The sequence below is a fragment of the Bradyrhizobium sp. 172 genome (assembly GCF_023101065.1).
GTDB classification, from domain to species: Bacteria; Pseudomonadota; Alphaproteobacteria; order Rhizobiales; family Xanthobacteraceae; genus Bradyrhizobium; species Bradyrhizobium canariense_D.
This window is the reverse complement of the sequence record NZ_CP064701.1, coordinates 3,535,390-3,551,151: the sequence shown is the minus strand read 5'-3', so window position 1 is coordinate 3,551,151 and position 15,762 is coordinate 3,535,390. Positions and strand designations below refer to the sequence as shown.

Sequence of the window (15,762 nt, the reverse complement as noted above, 5' to 3'; positions counted from 1 at the left end):
GAATCATAGGAATGGACCATGACGGAAGGCGTCTATCCATTAACACGTTCGGCGCGGGCGACGACCGCCTTCGCGCGCAGCTGGGCCAGGATCGCGCTCAAATGCTTGAGATCGTAGACTTCGAGATCGATCGTCGTCTCCGTGAAGTCCGGTGAGCGGCGCTGCATGCTGATGTTGTCGATGTTGCCGTCGTGCTCGGCGATCACGGTCGCGATCTGCGCCAGCGCGCCGGGTTCGTTGACATTCTCGACCTTGATGCGGGCCGGGAAGCGCTGCGGCGCGGAGTCCTCGATGTCCCAGCGCACGTCGAGCCAGCGCTCCGGCTCTTCTTCGAAATCCTTCAGGGCCGGCGCCTGGATTGGGTAGATGGTGATGCCCTCGCCCGGCGTGACGATGCCGACGATGCGGTCGCCGGGCACTGCGCCGCCATTCGGCGCAAACTTCACCGGCAGGTCGGAATTGATGCCGCGGATCGGGATCGCGACCGGGGTGCGCGGCGGTTCGAACGACTTCTCCTTGAGCTTGCCGGCAAGCCCCTTCTTGACGCCGTAGCGCGCGATGCGCTCCTCCTTGTAGTCGGGATACATCGCACGCGCGACGTGGGAGGCCTTGATTTCGCCGCGTCCCACAGCCGCCATGACGTCCTCGATCGAGGTTCGTGCCAGCCGCGGCAGCGCGCCCTTGAGCTTGTCGTCGGCATATTCGATCTTGGCGCGCTCGAACAGGCGCTCGACGATGCGCCGGCCGAGACCGACATATTGATCGCGCACCGCAGTCCTGGTGGCGCGGCGGATTGCGGCGCGCGCCTTGCCGGTGACCGCGAGCGTTTCCCAGGCCGACGGCGGTGCCGCTTGCGCTTCCGAGGTTAGCACCTCGACCTCGTCGCCGTTCTGGAGCTCCGAGGACAGCGGCGCAAACTGGCCGTTGATCTTGCAGCCCACCGCGCTGTTGCCGACGTCGGTATGCACGGCATAGGCGAAGTCGATCACGTTGGCATGGCGCGGCAGCGCGATCAGCTTGCCCTTCGGGGTGAAGCAGAACACCTGGTCGTGGAACAGCTCGAGCTTGGTGTGCTCTAGGAATTCCTCGGGGTTGGCGCTCTCCGAGAGGATGCCGATGGTGTGGCGCAACCAGGCGAACGCATTGGACTCGCGCTTGAGGAATTCGGTCGGCGAGCCCACGCCTTCCTTGTAGAACACGTGCGCGGCGATGCCGCGCTCGGCGATCTGGTCCATTGCCTCGGTGCGGATCTGCAACTCGACGCGCTGGTTGCCGGGGCCGATCACGGTGGTGTGGATCGAGCGGTAGTCGTTCTGCTTCGGCGTCGAGATGTAGTCCTTGAACCGCCCGGGCACGACCGGCCAGTTCGTGTGGACGATGCCGAGCGCGCGATAGCAGGCCTCGATGTCGTTGACGACGACGCGGAAGCCGAAGATGTCGGACAATTGCTCGAAGCCGACCGACTTGCGCTCCATCTTGGTCCAGATCGAGAATGGCTTCTTGCGGCGGCCATAGACCCGCGCCCCCAGGCCCCGGTGGCGCAGATTGTTGGAGAGCTGGTCCTCGATTTCGCCGATCAGATTGCGGTTGCGCTCGGCCAGCGCATCGAGCCGCTGCATCACCACCGAATAGGCTTCCGGGTCGAGGGTCCGGAACGACAGGTCCTCCAGCTCCTCGCGCATTTCCTGCATGCCCATGCGCCCGGCCAGCGGCGCATAGATATCGAGCGTCTCCTCGGCAATGCGCCGTCGCGATTCCGTCGGCACGAAGTCCAGCGTGCGCATGTTATGCAGGCGATCGGCGAGCTTCACCAGGAGCACGCGGACGTCGTCGGCAATGGCCAGCAACAATTTGCGCAGGTTTTCGGCCTGTTTGGCTTCCCGCGACACCAGCTCCAGCCGCTTCAGCTTGGTCAGCCCTTCGACCAGCGCGCCGATCTCGGGCCCGAAGATCTGGTCGATCTCGGCCCGCGTCGCTTCGGTGTCCTCGATCGTGTCGTGGAGCAGCGCAGCCACGATGGTGGCGTCGTCGAGTTTCAGGTCGGTGAGAATCGCCGCCACTTCGAGCGGATGGGAGAAGTACGGGTCGCCCGAGGCGCGGGTCTGCGAGCCGTGCGCCTTCATGGCGTAGACATAGGCGCGGTTCAGCAGATCTTCGTCGGTGTTGGGATTGTAGGACCGGACGCGCTCGACGAGGTCATATTGACGCATCATGCGGGCGCGAGGCTTCGCCGGGCGCGCCACCGGCGCAGTCGGGGCCACGGCAACCGATTCGGTCGCGGCCTGCATCTGCGTTGGTGTGCGGCGTCGATATGCCATGCCGTCCTGCCTTCAAACGGACCACGACAGAGCCCGTTGTATACATCTTAGCTCCGATCGCGCGCGTGTCCGATCAATTCAGTGACAGGGACAGGCGCGAACCGACGACGCTATGGTAACCACGAAAACGCCAACAAAAGCAAAGGCCCGAACAACGGTTCGGGCCTTTGATCAGATCACAAAGAAGTCGATGAGCGCGACGGGACGATTTACTCGTCTTCCTCGGGTTGCTCCTCGGGCGGCGCGAGGCCTTCGAGACCCTTCAGGAGCTCTTCTTCCGTCATGCGCTCAACGGCGACTTCGGTATCGTCTGCATCCACGCTTGCACCGGCGGAACCGATCAGCGGCACAGTGTCAGGCTCGGGCTCGTCGACCTCGACGAACTTCTGCAGCGAGTGCACGAGCTCCTCGCGGAGGTCCTCCGGCGAAATGGTGGTCTCAGCAATTTCGCGCAAAGACACAACAGGGTTCTTGTCGTTATCGCGGTCAACCGTTAGTTGTGAACCAGACGAAATCATGCGGGCGCGGTGGGCGGCCAGCAGGACCAGGTCAAACCGGTTGTCGACCTTGTCGATACAATCTTCTACGGTGACGCGAGCCATCGACTGTCGCTCCGTTGTGGGTGGGACGAAATATGTGGATGAATGCCGGTAGTTATAGCGACCGGGAGGGTTTCGCAAGGCCAATTTATGATTTGGCCTCGCCAAACGGCTCTGCTACCCCCACATTGGCGCTGGGATGGGTGGTTACCCGGGCCGCCGGCGAGGGCGGCGCCGGGTATGTGCAAGTTGGCCATAACTATACCTTGATTGCCCCGACTTCTCCGGATTTGCGGTTTCGACGGGTTTCGGCGGGACTTTAGAAGCGCGCGGCTTGCTGTCGCCGCGCCAACAATAAACGATCAATCACGAACTCTACGCGAGCAAACTGAATGTCACCTTCCTCTACCGACAAGATCGCGCTCTTCATCGATGGAGCCAATCTCTACGCGACGGCAAAAACTCTGGGCTTCGACATCGATTACAAGCGCCTGCTGAAGGAGTTTCAGAGCCGCGGGACGCTACTTAGGGCGTTCTACTACACCGCGATCATCGAGGATCAGGAGTACTCCTCGATCCGGCCGCTGATCGACTGGCTCGACTACAACGGCTACACCGTCGTCACCAAGGCGACCAAGGAGTTCATCGACGCCTCCGGCCGCCGCAAGGTCAAGGGCAACATGGACATCGAGCTCGCTGTGAACGCCATGGAGCTCGCCGAGCACATCGACCAGATGGTGCTGTTCTCGGGCGACGGCGATTTCCGCTCCCTGGTCGAGGCCGTTCAGCGCCGCGGCGTGCGGGTCACCGTGATCTCCACGATCGCGAGCCAGCCGCCGATGATCGCCGACGAGCTGCGCCGCCAGGCCGACGTCTTCACCGACCTCGTCGAGCTGCAGTCCAAGCTCGGTCGCGACCCGTCCGAACGCCCCGCCCCGCGTGACCGCGGCGACCGCGAGGCGCGCCACCACGGTCCGCAGTTCCTCCAGCGCGCGACCACGATGGCGCCGGCGAGGGGCGATGACGACTTCGAGGAGTGAGGCGGCCCGGTCAAGCCGCCAGCCTCTCAGCCTCGTCCCCGACCGTGACTGTCCGCTCTGTCCGCGCCTGGTCGCCTTTCGCGAGGCGAACCGCGCGCGCGAACCATTGTGGCACAATGCACCGGTTGCGCCTTTCGGCGACATCAAGGCGCGCCTGCTGATCGTCGGCCTTGCGCCGGGGATGCAGGGCGCCAACCGCACCGGCCGTCCCTTCACCGGCGATTATGCCGGCGACCTGCTCTACGCCACGCTGCTCGAATACGGCTTCGCCAAGGGCCAATATCAGGCGCGTCCCGACGACGGCCTGAAGCTGGTCGACTGCCGGATCGCCAATGCGGTGCATTGCGTGCCGCCGCAGAACAAGCCGCTGCCGGTCGAGATCAACACCTGCCGGCAGTTTCTCGCCGCGAATCTCGCAACGATGCCGAACCTGCGCGCGATCGTCGCCCTCGGGCGCATTGCGCACGACACCGTGCTCAAGCCGCTGAACCTGAAGGGATCGCAAGCCCCCTTCGGCCACGGCGCCGTGCATCAGGCCGGCGCATTCAGGCTCTACGACAGCTATCACTGCTCCCGCTACAACACGAACACCCGCGTGCTGACGCCGGACATGTTCCGCTCCGTGTTCGCGAAGGTGAAGGCCGACCTCGACTAATCCCTAGACAAGCCTTTGGCCGGATTGGCCTTCAGCCAGTCCAGCACATCGCCGGCGTTCCGGTCGGGCGGAAACACCGGATAGAACACATGCGTGATCCTGGCGTCGTCGACGATCAGCGCAAGGCGCTTGATCAGCGTCAGGCCTGCGACCTCCATCGTCGGCAAATTCAGGGCGCGCGTGAGCGCCAGCTTCTCGTCCGAGAGCACCGGGAACGGCAGATGCAGCCGCGAGGCCATCTCGGTCTGGTACGCGTTGCTCTGGGTCGAGAGGCCGAACACCTGCGCGGCGCCGGCGGCCTTCAGCTCGGCGAACAGATCGCGAAACGCGCAAGTCTGCGGCGTGCAGCCGCGCGCGCCCGGGATCATGTCCCAATCGTCGACCAGCGCGATCTTGCCGGGCTCGCCGGTGCGCGGATAGGCGAACACCACGGTCCGGCCACGCAGCGCCGACAGCGCGACTGACGTGTCGTCAGTGGCGAGCAGGCTGACCGGCGGCAGCGTCATGCCTTTCAGGTGCGCGGCGCCGCCGTCATCCGCGGGGGCGGGAATCCGGGTCCAATCAACCTCGAGCAGGTTTCTCTGAGTCATCCCGCTATCCCCTCGCCCGCATCAGGCGGCCCTTCTCCCGGCTCCAGTCGCGCTTCTTCTCGGACTCGCGCTTGTCGTGCAGCTTCTTGCCTTTTGCAACCGCGAGCTGCAATTTCGCGCGACCACGCTCGTTGAAGTAAAGCTTGAGCGGGATCAGCGTCATGCCTTCGCGGTCGACCGCCCCCATCAGCTTGTTGATCTGCTTGCGATGCAGCAGCAGTTTTCGCGGCCGCTTGGGCTCGTGATTGAAGCGGTTGCCCTGAAGATATTCCGGAATGGTGGCGTTGATCAGCCAGATCTCGCCGTCCTTGGAATCGGCGTAGGATTCCGCGATCGTGCTCTTGCCGTTGCGGATCGACTTGACCTCGGTGCCGGTCAGGGCAATGCCGACCTCGATCGTATCCTCGATCGCATAGTTGAAGCGGGCCTTGCGATTTTCCGCCATGACCTTGATCGGACGTTCGTTCTTGTCGGCCATGGGGGACAAACCTGATCGAGATGCGCGAGGACGCTAACAGTTTGGATGAAGCCCGCGCGTCAAGACTTCTTGAGGAGATCGCGGATCTCGGTCAGCAGCTCGACCTCGGCCGACGGCTTCGGCGGAGCGGCAGGCTCCGCCTCGTCCTTGCGCTTCAACTTGTTCATGGCACGGATCACCAGGAACAGCACGAAGGCAATGATGATGAAGTTGATCGTCAGCGTGAGGAAGTTGCCCCAAGCCAAGACGGCGCCCTGCTTTTTCGCGTCCGCGAGATTTGCGGCGGTGACCTTGCTCGAAAGCGGCGTGAAGTAGTTCGAGAAGTCGAGACCGCCGGTGGCCGCACCGATGATCGGCATGATCACGTCGCCCACCAGCGATGTGACGATGGCGCCGAAGGCCGCGCCGATGATGACGCCGACCGCGAGGTCAACGACGTTGCCCTTCATGGCGAACTCGCGGAACTCCCTGAGCATCCGCGTGCCTCTTTCCTCGATCGCCATGAAAGCTCCCCGATCGGCCAGCGCGTCAGTTGATGAGGCCGGCATGAACCATTGCGCTGCGCACGGCAACGCGGGTCGGCTCGGTGACCGGCACCATCGGCAGCCGCAACGTCTCGTCCAGCTTGCCGAGCAGCGACAGCGCGTACTTGATCGGCGCCGGATTGCTCTCGATGAAGAGGTTGTTGTGCAGCGGCATCAGCTTGTCGTGCAGCTTCAGCGCGGTGGCATGGTCGCCCTTCGCCCAGGCGGCCTGGAACTCGGAGCAGAGCCGCGGCGCGACGTTCGAGGTCACCGAGATGCAGCCATGGCCGCCATGGGCCATGTAACCCAGGATGGTCGCATCCTCGCCGGAGAGCTGGTTGAAGTCCTCGCCCATTGCTGCGCGCTGCTGCGAGACGCGAACCATGCTGGCAGTGGCGTCCTTGACGCCGGCGATGTTCTTCAGCTCCCACAGCCGCGCCATGGTGTCGACCGACATGTCGATCACGGAACGCGGCGGGATGTTGTAGATGATGATCGGAATCCCGATCGCGTCGTTGATCGCCTTGAAGTGCTGGTACATGCCTTCCTGGGTCGGCTTGTTGTAGTAGGGCGTCACGACCAGAACCGCGTTGGCGCCCGCCTTTTCAGCGTGCTGGGCGAGCTCGATCGCCTCCTTGGTCGAGTTGGAGCCGGCGCCGGCGACGACAGGCACGCGGCCTTTCGCTTCCTCGATGCACCATTCGACGACCTTCTTGTGCTCGTCATGGCTCAGCGTCGGGCTCTCGCCGGTGGTGCCGACCGGGACCAGGCCGTTGGTGCCCTCCGAAATCTGCCAGTTGACCAGCGAGCGGAACGCCGCCTCGTCCAGCGAGCCGTTCTTGAACGGCGTGACCAAGGCGGTGAACGATCCCCGGAATTTCGTCTTGGCTGCCATGGACTTCCTCCGTACGCGGCGATCTCGAGCAAGCCGCATTCATATCGGGTCTATCCCGCCGGTAAAAGACCCGCTTCCGTGTGACGCACGGGTTTAGGCCGCGATTTTGCCGCGGTGGTGGTGCAAACCCGGCAAAGGTAAGCGGCTGTTGGTATTTTGTCCGCATATTCAATCAAATATAGCCAGATCTTGTACAGCTAGGTCTTGAGCCAATTGACTGATTCGGGGCGACGAAACGCCGTGATCTCCTTTCCGCGCGCCGCATGGCGATCCATCTGTCTGGTCGTGTGCCTGATGGCAGGGCCGTCGGCCGGCTGCGCCGCCTGGGCCAAATCCAATGAAACAACCGCGGAGACCGTGAAGGAAACCGCGAAGGAAATCGCAAAGCCAGCCGCCAAGGACACCGCGAAGGGGGCGTCCAAGGGAACCGGCAAGGACATTTCGAAGGACGCCGCCAAGGGCGCAAGCAAGGGCCCGACCAGTCCACCCGCCAAGGATGCCGCGAAGAAGCCTGCCAAGGACGCTGGCAAGGATGCTGGCAAGAACGCAGCCAAGGAACCTGCGAAGGACAAGCTGAAGCCTGCGGCTGTCGCGCCGAAACCTCAGCCGGCCGCTGGCGGCTCGGTCCCGAAGACCGCACCCGCACCGGCAGCAACGGCCATCGTCAGACCGACCGCCCCGGCCTCCGCCAAGCCCGTCGCGGCTCCTGTCCTGGCTCCGGCGACCCGCCAGCATGCCGCCCCGCGCAAGCCGGTCACACCGGCTGCGGTTGCTGCGACCTCCTCGACGCCGCAAGCCGACAAGGACACGCTGGAGACCGTGATCGAGCTCGTGCGCAAGCGCAAGGCGGGCGACGCCACCAGTGCCGCGGCCACGATCTCGGATCCGGTCGCGCGAAAACTCGCGGAATGGATCATCCTTCGCAGCGAGGACAATGGCGCGACTGTGGAGCGCTACCGCGCCTTCCTGTCCGCCAATCCGAGCTGGCCCTCGCAGACCTTCCTGCGCCGGCGCCTAGAGGCCGCGATGTGGGACGACAGGCGCGACGACCAGGTCGCGTGGTCGTGGTTCGAGAACGAATCCCCCGTGTCCGCCAAGGGCCGCTTCACGCTCGCCAAGGCGATGCTGGCGCGCGGCGACCGTGCCAACGCCGAACGTCTGGTGCGCGATGCCTGGCGCAGCGACCCGATGTCGGAAGAGACCGAAAACAACGCACTCGACCAGTTCGGCGCGCTGCTGACGCCCGGCGATCAGAAGGCGCGGATGGATACGCTGCTCTACGGCAGCGAGAACGAGGCCGCATTGCGGGCTGCAAAGCGCCTCGGGGCCGGCTATGTCGCACTCGCCAAAGCCCGCATCGCCTCCCTCAAGAAAGCGCCGAACGCTCGTGCGCTGCTCGAAGCCGTGCCGCGCGAGCTGCACGGCGATCCGGGCTTCATCTTCAGCAAGATCCAGCTGCTGCGCCGCGAGGAGAAATTTGCGGAAGCCGCCCAGCTCATGCTGTCGGCACCGAAGGATCCGGGCCGGCTCTACAATCTCGACGAATGGTGGATCGAACGGCGCCTCCTGGCGCGCAAGATGATCGACACCGAGGAATTCCGCAGCGCCTATCTGATCGCGCGCGATGCGGCCCTGCCCTCGCGCGACATCTACAAGACCGAGCAAGAGTTCACCGCCGGCTGGATCGCGCTGCGCTTCCTCAACGATCCCGCGGCCGCCACCCAGCACTTTGCCCGCATCGGGATCGGCAGCGTCAATCCGACCACGCTGGCGCGCGCCGGCTATTGGCAGGGCCGCGCCGCCGAAGCTGCAGGCCGCCACCAGGAGGCGCGCAACGCCTACGCGCGGGCCGCCGAGCAATCCACCAGCTATTACGGCCAGCTCGCACGCGCCAAGCTCGGCCTGCCGCAGATCGAGCTCAACGCTCAGCCGCGCAGCCGCGGTGCCGAACGGCTGGAGATCGTGCGCGCCGCGCAGCTGCTCTACGAGCTCGACGAGCGCGAGATGGTGATACCGTTGCTCGCCGACATGGGCGAGAACGGCGATCCCGAAGCGCTAGCCGGCCTCGGCGAGCTCACCCAGCGCCACAGCGACGCGCGCGGCATGCTGCTGCTCGGCAAGGCCGCGCTCAATCGCGGGCTGCCGTTCGATTTCTATGCCTATCCCGTCAACGGCATTCCGCAATTCACGCCGATCGGACCCGAGGTCGAGCGCAGCATCATCTACGCCATCGCGCGGCAGGAGAGCGCCTTCAATCCCTCGGTCGTCTCGCCGGCGCAGGCCTATGGGCTGATGCAGGTGACGCCGGACGCTGCGCGCTATGTCTGCAAGCGGCACGGCGGCACCTACGATCTGGGGCGTCTGAAGAACGATTCGGCCTACAACGCCACGCTCGGCTCGGCCGAGCTCGGTGGACTGCTCGAAGACTATCGCGGCTCCTACATCATGACCTTCGCCGCTTACAATGCCGGCCGCGGCAGTGTGAAGAAGTGGATCGACCGCTACGGCGATCCGCGTGACCCCAAGGTCGACGCGGTCGACTGGGTCGAGCTGATCCCGTTCTCCGAGACGCGCAACTATGTGCAGCGGATCATGGAGAACCTTCAGGTCTACCGCGCCCGCTTCGGCGGCGGCACCCGGTTGCAGATCGAGGCTGATTTGCGCCGTGGCGCCGGCAGCGTGGAATAGCGGCGTGCCTATGAGACTCGCTTGCGGCGATCCGATAACAAGGTATCCGCGCGAGGGGGTAACACGGTCAGCTCCCGGCGTTTGAGGCGGGGCCATCAACATGGGCCGGAGTGCTCCAGACCGTACGGTGAGAAGCTGAACGAGAAGATCGTGCAGGGCGGATCGGGCGCGCCGCAATAAGAGAAGAAAAGAACTACAAACATGGATCAGGCAATGTTGAGCGTCGCCCGTGCAGTAGAGGCAGGCGCGACGACGATGAAGGGTGTGATCGACGCCACGGGACTATCTCGTCTCAAAATCGAACGTGCGTTGAATGCGCTGGAAAAGCAGAAGCTGCTGGTCCGCGACGGGCAGGGTTTTCGCGGAACCAGCCCGACGAGGACAGCCCAGCCAGCCCGGCAATGCGGCTCGTGCAATGCCTGCTGCGATATCCTCGAAGTGGCGGCCGTCGACAAGCCGGTGAACCAGCTGTGCAGGCATTGGCAGACGGGCACTGGATGCACCATCTACGAGCGCCGTCCGCAGATGTGCCGGTCCTTCGTCTGCGCCTGGCTGCAGGGCCATCTGGATGACGACTGGTTTCCGGCGAAATCGGGCATCATCGTGCATTTCAGCCAGGACGCGGTCAACGTTACCGTCGATGACCATTGCCCCGATCGCTGGCGGGAGGAGCCCTATTTCAGCAAGCTCGCCGAATGGTCGCTGAATGGCATCAAGAGGATCGGAAACCGCGGCTACGCGACCCTCGTCGTCTCCGGTGCCGAGCGGTTCCTGCTGCTCGGGCGAACCGTCGTTCCGGAGCCGACGCTGTTCGGCACCGCGTTCCTGCCGCTCACCGCCGACACATTTCGATTCTGGCGGGCGAAATCCCCGGAGCATCTGCAGCGGCTGCACGAGCGCATCGCCGAGATCGAGCGGATCAGACAGGAATTCGGCTCCTGCACAATTCCCTCGAATGAGGACGACGATCCGCAAGCCCCCTATCGGCCGGCTCTTCTACGGCTGTCGCACCACGCCTGAACTCCGACGTCGTCGACGCGGCCTAGTTCGCTCTATGCCGCTCGACTCGCGCTGGTTGCGGTCGAGACGGGCAGACCACGTTGGACGCCGTGGTGGCCATGAATCTCAAGGACCTGCCGGCGACTCCGCCTCTTGCCGCGGCGGCTGAAGTGGACTTGATCGCGCGATCCGAACCCAGCTCTTGATCACCCAAAGCTACTCATCATTCCACACTCCACTCGTTCTTCAGAACATGTCGGAGATCCGTGGTCCGCCTGGTACAAAAAAAAGCCCCGGCGGTTTCCCGCCGGGGCTCTCTGTCAGGTCGTTAGACCGAACTTACCAGTTGCGCTGAGCGCGGAGGAGCAGAACGAGCGTGTCCTGATCCTTCAGCTCGTACACAGTGGCCGGCTTGGCTGTGACACCGGACGGAGCAACAGCAACCGTACCAGCGTACTTCTGGTCCAGATGGGTCCAGGAGAGGTCGGCCGAGAACGTCAGGTTCTTGACCGGGGTCCAGCGGGTGATAACACCGACCTGGCCGATGGCGAAGTCAGGATTACAACCCGTCACACCAGCGAGACCGCCGAACACGCCGCCAGCACCGCCTGCGCCGCAGATTGTGGTCTTAGCCAGCGAGCCGAACTGTGCCTGAGCGTAGGCACCGTAGATCGCGGTGTTCCAGTATGGATCCCAGTTGTGGGTGTAGGCACCACGGAAGCCCCAGGTCTTCACAGTCTCCTGTGAGGAACCGGTGACGAACACGGTGTCCGGAGCGACGGCGAAGCCGACGCTCTGGTAGGCAACGCCGGAGCTGCCGAACATCGAGTAGCTGCCGCCCGCCAGGTTCTGGAAGTTGTAGCGGGATGCGCCGTCGGTGTAGACGCCCTGGATGTTGATCACGTCACCCGCGCCAGTCGGGATGTTCTTGATCGACAGAGCGAGCTGAGCAGCCCAACCCCACTTGTCGTCGGGATGGCCAGTCGGCTCGGTGGCGCCGTAGTAGGCAACGTGGTTGTCATGCGCAGCGACCGACGCCTGGAACAGACCCCAAGCCTGGTCGACACGGACCATACCGACGAGGTTCGGCGAACGCGTGCCGCCGATGGCGTTGGAGCCATACGAACCGCCAACAATGCCGGCCGCACTCGCGCCCGTCATGTTCAGGTTGCCGGCATCATAGTAGGCCGCCCGATCTTCCGCCGAGAACGACGCCGTCACGCCCTGACCGAAGTCAGCAGTGTAGCTGAACTGGTTGACACCAGTGACCGTGCCGGAACCGCCGACGAGGCTGTCGAAGTTGTTGCCGGGATAGTTGGTCCAGGGCGCGTCGAACTGCGACACGGCCTTACCCATGGTGAAGCCAGCGAACTGGATGAAGGCGTAGTACACGCCGAGCGAACCGCCGGAGGTCGCGCCGTCGGTGCCGTTGATCGACGAACCAACGAGAGCCGGGGCCGCACCCGAGGTGTTGAGCGCCAGCGTGCTGCTGTAGGCGGTGGTGCCGGTCGCGCTGCCGGTGCCGGCGTAGTTGCCGGTGGTCCAGGAGAACACGCCGTCGAAGAAGGTACGGACGACGCCGTACTCGGTCGCGGTGCGCGTGTCGATGTTGAGATCTTCACGAGCGCGCATGGTGTAGTAGTTCGTCAGACGGTTGCGCGCGCCGTTGTTCGACGTGAGCTGACCGCTGAAGTCAGAGTTGGTGTTCAGCGCGACTTCAGCGCGCAGATAACCACCCAGCTTGATGCAAGTATCAGTGCCGGGGATGTAGTAGAAACCCGCACCATACAGGGAGCAGATCTTCACGTATTCGACCGCTTTGGCCTTCACGGGGAGATCGGCTGCCTGCGCTCCGCCAACAGCGAGCAGACCCGCCGCGGAACCGAGCAAAAGGCTCTTAACCAACTTCATGTTAAACCTCCAAGTTTGCCATAGGGAAGGTTCCGGATCCGCTGGGTGAAGACACCCTAAGGTTGGTTCCCTTGTCCCTTAAAATCACCGCTTAGTCGCTTCGCGCCTTCGGACACACCCGCTGAACGCGAGGGACTTAAGCGAACCACCTAAGACGGGACGACCTCGGGATGCCCCCCTCCGTCGCTCAGTCACAATTACCGAACCCCCTTGCACACACAACAACAGAACGCTTCAGAACCGGCCGATCGAGCGTGTTTTCCGGCGGGTGTTGCACAAATAACACGCAGATGTGATCAGGGCGACTTTGTAACACTTTGAATCTGCTGATCTTTTTCGACAGGCTTCATCTGCCATCAAAAGTTCCGGCACCAGCCCCTCACATCCGTGGAGACGCCTCGCTGTGGGTCTGGGGCGCCCGAATCGTGGAATCAACCAGGGACTCGCCGTGCGCCAGTCCTTCGGGAACTGGCTGGCCTGACCATCAAGCGGCTGCAAGATCGACAAAATATCGATCTGCGCATCGTCGATCGCTTGCAGGACTTCACCGTCGAGCTTGTCTCGCAATCGACAAAGCGATGAATGACTTTTCGAGCGGCTTGCGGAGATCGCTGTTGTCGTCAGGACCGATTGAAAACGCGTACGTCTCGAAGCGGTCGGGATATTGCCTATCGATATCTCGCAGTGAGCTACCCAGCTGGATGCTCTACGTCCTGACTATTGTAAGATGAGATCCGTAGCGGCGGAGTCCTGACAGTTGAAGAATGAAACAGCGTGCCAGATCATCCCTGCTTTGATTTCCAAAGCCGTTTCCACGGAAAGAGAAATCGCCAGACAAGGCCCTCCCTGGTTGCGGCGACGCCTGGCGCGACGGGGCAGATCCTCGGCCGGCGAGCGAGTTATCCCGACTAATAGTGAGAGCGCCCTTCCCGCAGCCCTGACACGGGGCCCCGTCGGCCGATCTGAGGGCAATCACCGCTCATAGTTTGTGGCGAATCGCGGAAGAGACAATCAAATCAATCGCTTGCAAATGAATCACTTGATAGAGGCGGTCGGCGACGAAGGCAGTCGTCCCACACGCGGGCCATCCGATCCAATTTGAAAGCGAAATCAATCGTTTATATGGATGAAGGGAGCCTTTATGCGCGCCAGAACCACTCTTAATACAAGCGCCAGAACCTCCAGCTTGGCGTCCGTTATCGCGGCGTTACGTTCTCGGCCCGAGAGCAAACCGCCTGGTTTCGGAATTCGCTGGGAATATTCGAGCAAAAACACACGCTTCCAAATTGACCAGCCCAAGTAATTAGATGCATAAGGCTCGCACCGGAGAGGTGGCCGAGTGGCTGAAGGCAACGCTTTGCTAAAGCGTCATACGGTCTCAAGCTGTATCGAGGGTTCGAATCCCTCCCTCTCCGCCACTCCGCAGCTTGTCCGGCCCGAAGACATGGGTAACGGAACGTACCTAAGACATGGGTGACAGCCTCGTGCCGAACGGGTTGTCGAGAGGTTGCAGGGTTTTCTGCTCCGGGTCGAAGTATCCCAGATCATAGTGCAAGGGCGCGATCTGAATCCGCCGCCTCTGATCTGCGCCCAGTCATCTCGTCGAGATCGCTCACGCCGCTCGGAATCCCGGATGGCGGACCACGAGGGAACCCGATTAGCGAAAATCAGGTTCGCCTGCGACCGCCGGGACGTGATTCACCGCTCAGTGGGCGGAGACCCAGGCCCTCGCCTCGCGCTGGGCGGCCGAGATGTCGGCGTCCGACATCTGCCCGGCGACCTCCTGGCGCAGCGTCACGGCGTCCTTGCGGCCCTTGAGCGCGGCGAGGTTGAACCATTTGTGCGCGGCGACGAGATCAACGAGGCCGGCGCGTCCGCTCGCCCAATAGAGGCCGCGCTCGAACAGCACGTCCGACAGCGCGCCTGCGTCGATCGGCGTCGCGGTCTCCAGATCGAAAGTACCCTGAAACATAACGCATCCCCTTTTTTCTTATGCCGTCTCGTACCCCGAGCGCGGCTCCCGTCCGATCAACTGTTCAACTCATCCCCGAGGCTTTTTGCCCGTGCCGTTTGCCGGCTTGTTGGAGGTAATGATGGCGGGCAAATTTGAATGGCAGTTTAAGTATCGCGATGAAGCAGACGTAAACGCGCCCGCGCCAGGCGCGCACGACAAATGCAGGAAATCCCTATTTTGCAGGGACTTCTGCAATTCGTCAGATTCGGTTTACCTTGGGATTTTGGGAGAACGATAACCATTGCGCACGGTGACGCGCGTCCTGTGGTGTCCCCGCCTGCTGTCGTCACCGTATTCCAGAGACAGCAATGGTCCCACGAGAAGCTGCGGGGTACTGGATCGCCCGGTCGGAGCCGGGCGATGACACCGCGAATGGAGAAGAGGTGCGCGAACTGCCTGCAATTGCGCTGCAGCCTCCCTGCTCAAGCAGGGCGCGCATATGAAGAAGTATATGGCTGGAAGCTCGACTGCGGCCATCCTTCGAGACGCCCGCCTGCGGCGGGCCCTCAGGATGAGGGATGAGGATGCGGCAGCATCAACGTAGATGGATGCAGCCGAGCCTCATCCGGAGGGGACCGCTAAGCGGTCCTCTCGAAGGACGAGGTGCTCGCTCAGGCGCCGCTGACGTCATATGCGACAACCCTGACTGCTCAAGGGCAGAACGGCCACATCGCGGTCAGATCAACGATGTCGGGATATGGGAATGCCGGCAATACCCCGGCCTCATGAGAACGAGGGCGTCGGCGAACACGTCAGGACCAGATTCCACGTTGGCCGAAGGCCGCCTGTGAAATTGCGGAGCCCCTTACGGAGAGCCGCACCGAACGAAGAAAACTTGTTTCTTCTGCCGGACCGGGCTTAGCGAGCGAACCCGCGAAGAGAACAATCCGACCGTTGACCTGATGTCTCGCCGACACCCTCTATCGTCGACCAGAACCTTTTGAGAGGCGCTGATGACGTGCCGGCTCTCTAGGAGCCGGCAACTTCAAAAAGCGAAGTTACTTCTTCTTGGCGACCTTGCGGGTCTTCTTCGCAGTCTTCTTCACTGCGCTCTTCGCCTTCTTCGCCTTCTTTGCCTTCTTAGCTTTCTTGGCCATGTTGCCCTCCGATG

The 15,762-nt window shown here is 62.9% G+C and carries 12 protein-coding genes and 1 tRNA gene; 5 read left to right on the top strand and 8 right to left on the bottom strand.

The genetic code is table 11. The features are described 5' to 3' along the window. Positions 1 to 32 precede the first annotated feature (32 nt). Both IVB07_RS17130 and rpoZ read right to left on the bottom strand, forming a co-directional pair. The gene (locus IVB07_RS17130; protein WP_247362571.1) at positions 33 to 2,318 is read right to left on the bottom strand and encodes a bifunctional (p)ppGpp synthetase/guanosine-3',5'-bis(diphosphate) 3'-pyrophosphohydrolase; all 2,286 of its coding nucleotides are present in this window, start codon (positions 2,316 to 2,318) and stop codon (positions 33 to 35) included. A gap of 209 nt (positions 2,319 to 2,527) precedes the next feature. Continuing rightward, positions 2,528 to 2,920 carry a DNA-directed RNA polymerase subunit omega gene (gene rpoZ, locus IVB07_RS17125; RefSeq protein ID WP_007603391.1) on the bottom strand — a complete coding sequence of 131 codons (393 nt, stop codon included), beginning with the start codon at positions 2,918 to 2,920 and terminating at the stop codon, positions 2,528 to 2,530. Positions 2,921 to 3,249: 329 nt separating this feature from the next. Here rpoZ and IVB07_RS17120 point away from each other — a divergent pair, with 329 nt between their 5' ends. Both IVB07_RS17120 and IVB07_RS17115 read left to right on the top strand, forming a co-directional pair. After that, the gene (locus tag IVB07_RS17120) at positions 3,250 to 3,897 is read left to right on the top strand and encodes an NYN domain-containing protein (RefSeq protein ID WP_247362569.1); all 648 of its coding nucleotides are present in this window, start codon (positions 3,250 to 3,252) and stop codon (positions 3,895 to 3,897) included. Further along, positions 3,878 to 4,552, top strand: coding sequence for a uracil-DNA glycosylase (locus IVB07_RS17115; RefSeq protein WP_106944134.1), 675 nt, complete (start codon positions 3,878 to 3,880; stop codon positions 4,550 to 4,552). Before IVB07_RS17120 ends, IVB07_RS17115 begins: the two co-directional genes overlap by 20 nt. Here IVB07_RS17115 and IVB07_RS17110 read toward each other — a convergent pair. Genes IVB07_RS17110 through dapA form a run of 4 tightly spaced genes read right to left on the bottom strand, consistent with a single transcriptional unit; the run spans position 4,549 to position 7,039 of the window. Then, on the bottom strand, positions 4,549 to 5,142 hold the full coding sequence (locus IVB07_RS17110) for a peroxiredoxin (protein WP_085351429.1): 594 nt from the start codon (positions 5,140 to 5,142) through the stop codon (positions 4,549 to 4,551). The two genes, IVB07_RS17115 and IVB07_RS17110, sit on opposite strands and share 4 nt — an antisense overlap. A 4-nt stretch (positions 5,143 to 5,146) precedes the next feature. After that, entirely contained in the window at positions 5,147 to 5,620 is a 474-nt protein-coding gene (gene smpB, locus IVB07_RS17105; RefSeq protein ID WP_007603387.1) for an SsrA-binding protein SmpB, read from the bottom strand. Positions 5,621 to 5,679: 59 nt separating this feature from the next. Then, complete coding sequence (gene mscL / locus IVB07_RS17100) at positions 5,680 to 6,123, bottom strand: large conductance mechanosensitive channel protein MscL (protein WP_018458414.1); 444 nt, start codon at positions 6,121 to 6,123, stop codon at positions 5,680 to 5,682. 25 nt (positions 6,124 to 6,148) lie between these two features. Continuing rightward, a complete protein-coding gene (gene dapA, locus IVB07_RS17095) occupies positions 6,149 to 7,039 on the bottom strand; it encodes a 4-hydroxy-tetrahydrodipicolinate synthase (RefSeq protein ID WP_007603384.1) in 891 nt (296 codons plus the stop codon). Between the two features lie 294 nt (positions 7,040 to 7,333). Between dapA and IVB07_RS17090 the strand changes: the two genes are divergently transcribed. Together IVB07_RS17090 and IVB07_RS17085 are read left to right on the top strand one after the other, a co-directional pair. Further along, positions 7,334 to 9,727, top strand: coding sequence for a lytic transglycosylase domain-containing protein (locus IVB07_RS17090; RefSeq protein WP_247362567.1), 2,394 nt, complete (start codon positions 7,334 to 7,336; stop codon positions 9,725 to 9,727). A 201-nt stretch (positions 9,728 to 9,928) separates the two neighbouring features. Next, a complete protein-coding gene (locus IVB07_RS17085) occupies positions 9,929 to 10,747 on the top strand; it encodes a YkgJ family cysteine cluster protein (RefSeq protein WP_247298797.1) in 819 nt (272 codons plus the stop codon). A 318-nt stretch (positions 10,748 to 11,065) separates the two neighbouring features. Here IVB07_RS17085 and IVB07_RS17080 read toward each other — a convergent pair whose 3' ends face one another. Next, entirely contained in the window at positions 11,066 to 12,637 is a 1,572-nt protein-coding gene (locus IVB07_RS17080; protein ID WP_018458418.1) for a porin, read from the bottom strand. A 1,325-nt stretch (positions 12,638 to 13,962) separates the two neighbouring features. Here IVB07_RS17080 and IVB07_RS17075 point away from each other — a divergent pair. Then, positions 13,963 to 14,055: transfer RNA gene (locus IVB07_RS17075), tRNA-Ser, on the top strand. A gap of 287 nt (positions 14,056 to 14,342) precedes the next feature. On the opposite strand, the gene IVB07_RS17070 is transcribed toward IVB07_RS17075, so the two are convergent. After that, positions 14,343 to 14,609 (bottom strand): hypothetical protein, encoded by a 267-nt coding sequence (locus IVB07_RS17070; RefSeq protein ID WP_085351418.1) that lies wholly within the window; start codon positions 14,607 to 14,609, stop codon positions 14,343 to 14,345. Positions 14,610 to 15,762 lie beyond the last annotated feature (1,153 nt).

Excerpts from the sequence above, each read along its gene's own strand:
- IVB07_RS17130 (WP_247362571.1), bottom strand. The coding sequence starts at position 2,318 with ATGGCATATCGACGCCGCACACCAACGCAGATGCAGGCCGCGACCGAA.
- rpoZ (WP_007603391.1), bottom strand. The coding sequence starts at position 2,920 with ATGGCTCGCGTCACCGTAGAAGATTGTATCGACAAGGTCGACAACCGG.
- IVB07_RS17120 (WP_247362569.1), top strand. The coding sequence starts at position 3,250 with ATGTCACCTTCCTCTACCGACAAGATCGCGCTCTTCATCGATGGAGCC.
- IVB07_RS17115 (WP_106944134.1), top strand. The coding sequence starts at position 3,878 with ATGACGACTTCGAGGAGTGAGGCGGCCCGGTCAAGCCGCCAGCCTCTC.
- IVB07_RS17110 (WP_085351429.1), bottom strand. The coding sequence starts at position 5,142 with ATGACTCAGAGAAACCTGCTCGAGGTTGATTGGACCCGGATTCCCGCC.
- smpB (WP_007603387.1), bottom strand. The coding sequence starts at position 5,620 with ATGGCCGACAAGAACGAACGTCCGATCAAGGTCATGGCGGAAAATCGC.
- mscL (WP_018458414.1), bottom strand. The coding sequence starts at position 6,123 with ATGGCGATCGAGGAAAGAGGCACGCGGATGCTCAGGGAGTTCCGCGAG.
- dapA (WP_007603384.1), bottom strand. The coding sequence starts at position 7,039 with ATGGCAGCCAAGACGAAATTCCGGGGATCGTTCACCGCCTTGGTCACG.
- IVB07_RS17090 (WP_247362567.1), top strand. The coding sequence starts at position 7,334 with ATGGCAGGGCCGTCGGCCGGCTGCGCCGCCTGGGCCAAATCCAATGAA.
- IVB07_RS17085 (WP_247298797.1), top strand. The coding sequence starts at position 9,929 with ATGGATCAGGCAATGTTGAGCGTCGCCCGTGCAGTAGAGGCAGGCGCG.
- IVB07_RS17080 (WP_018458418.1), bottom strand. The coding sequence starts at position 12,637 with ATGAAGTTGGTTAAGAGCCTTTTGCTCGGTTCCGCGGCGGGTCTGCTC.
- IVB07_RS17070 (WP_085351418.1), bottom strand. The coding sequence starts at position 14,609 with ATGTTTCAGGGTACTTTCGATCTGGAGACCGCGACGCCGATCGACGCA.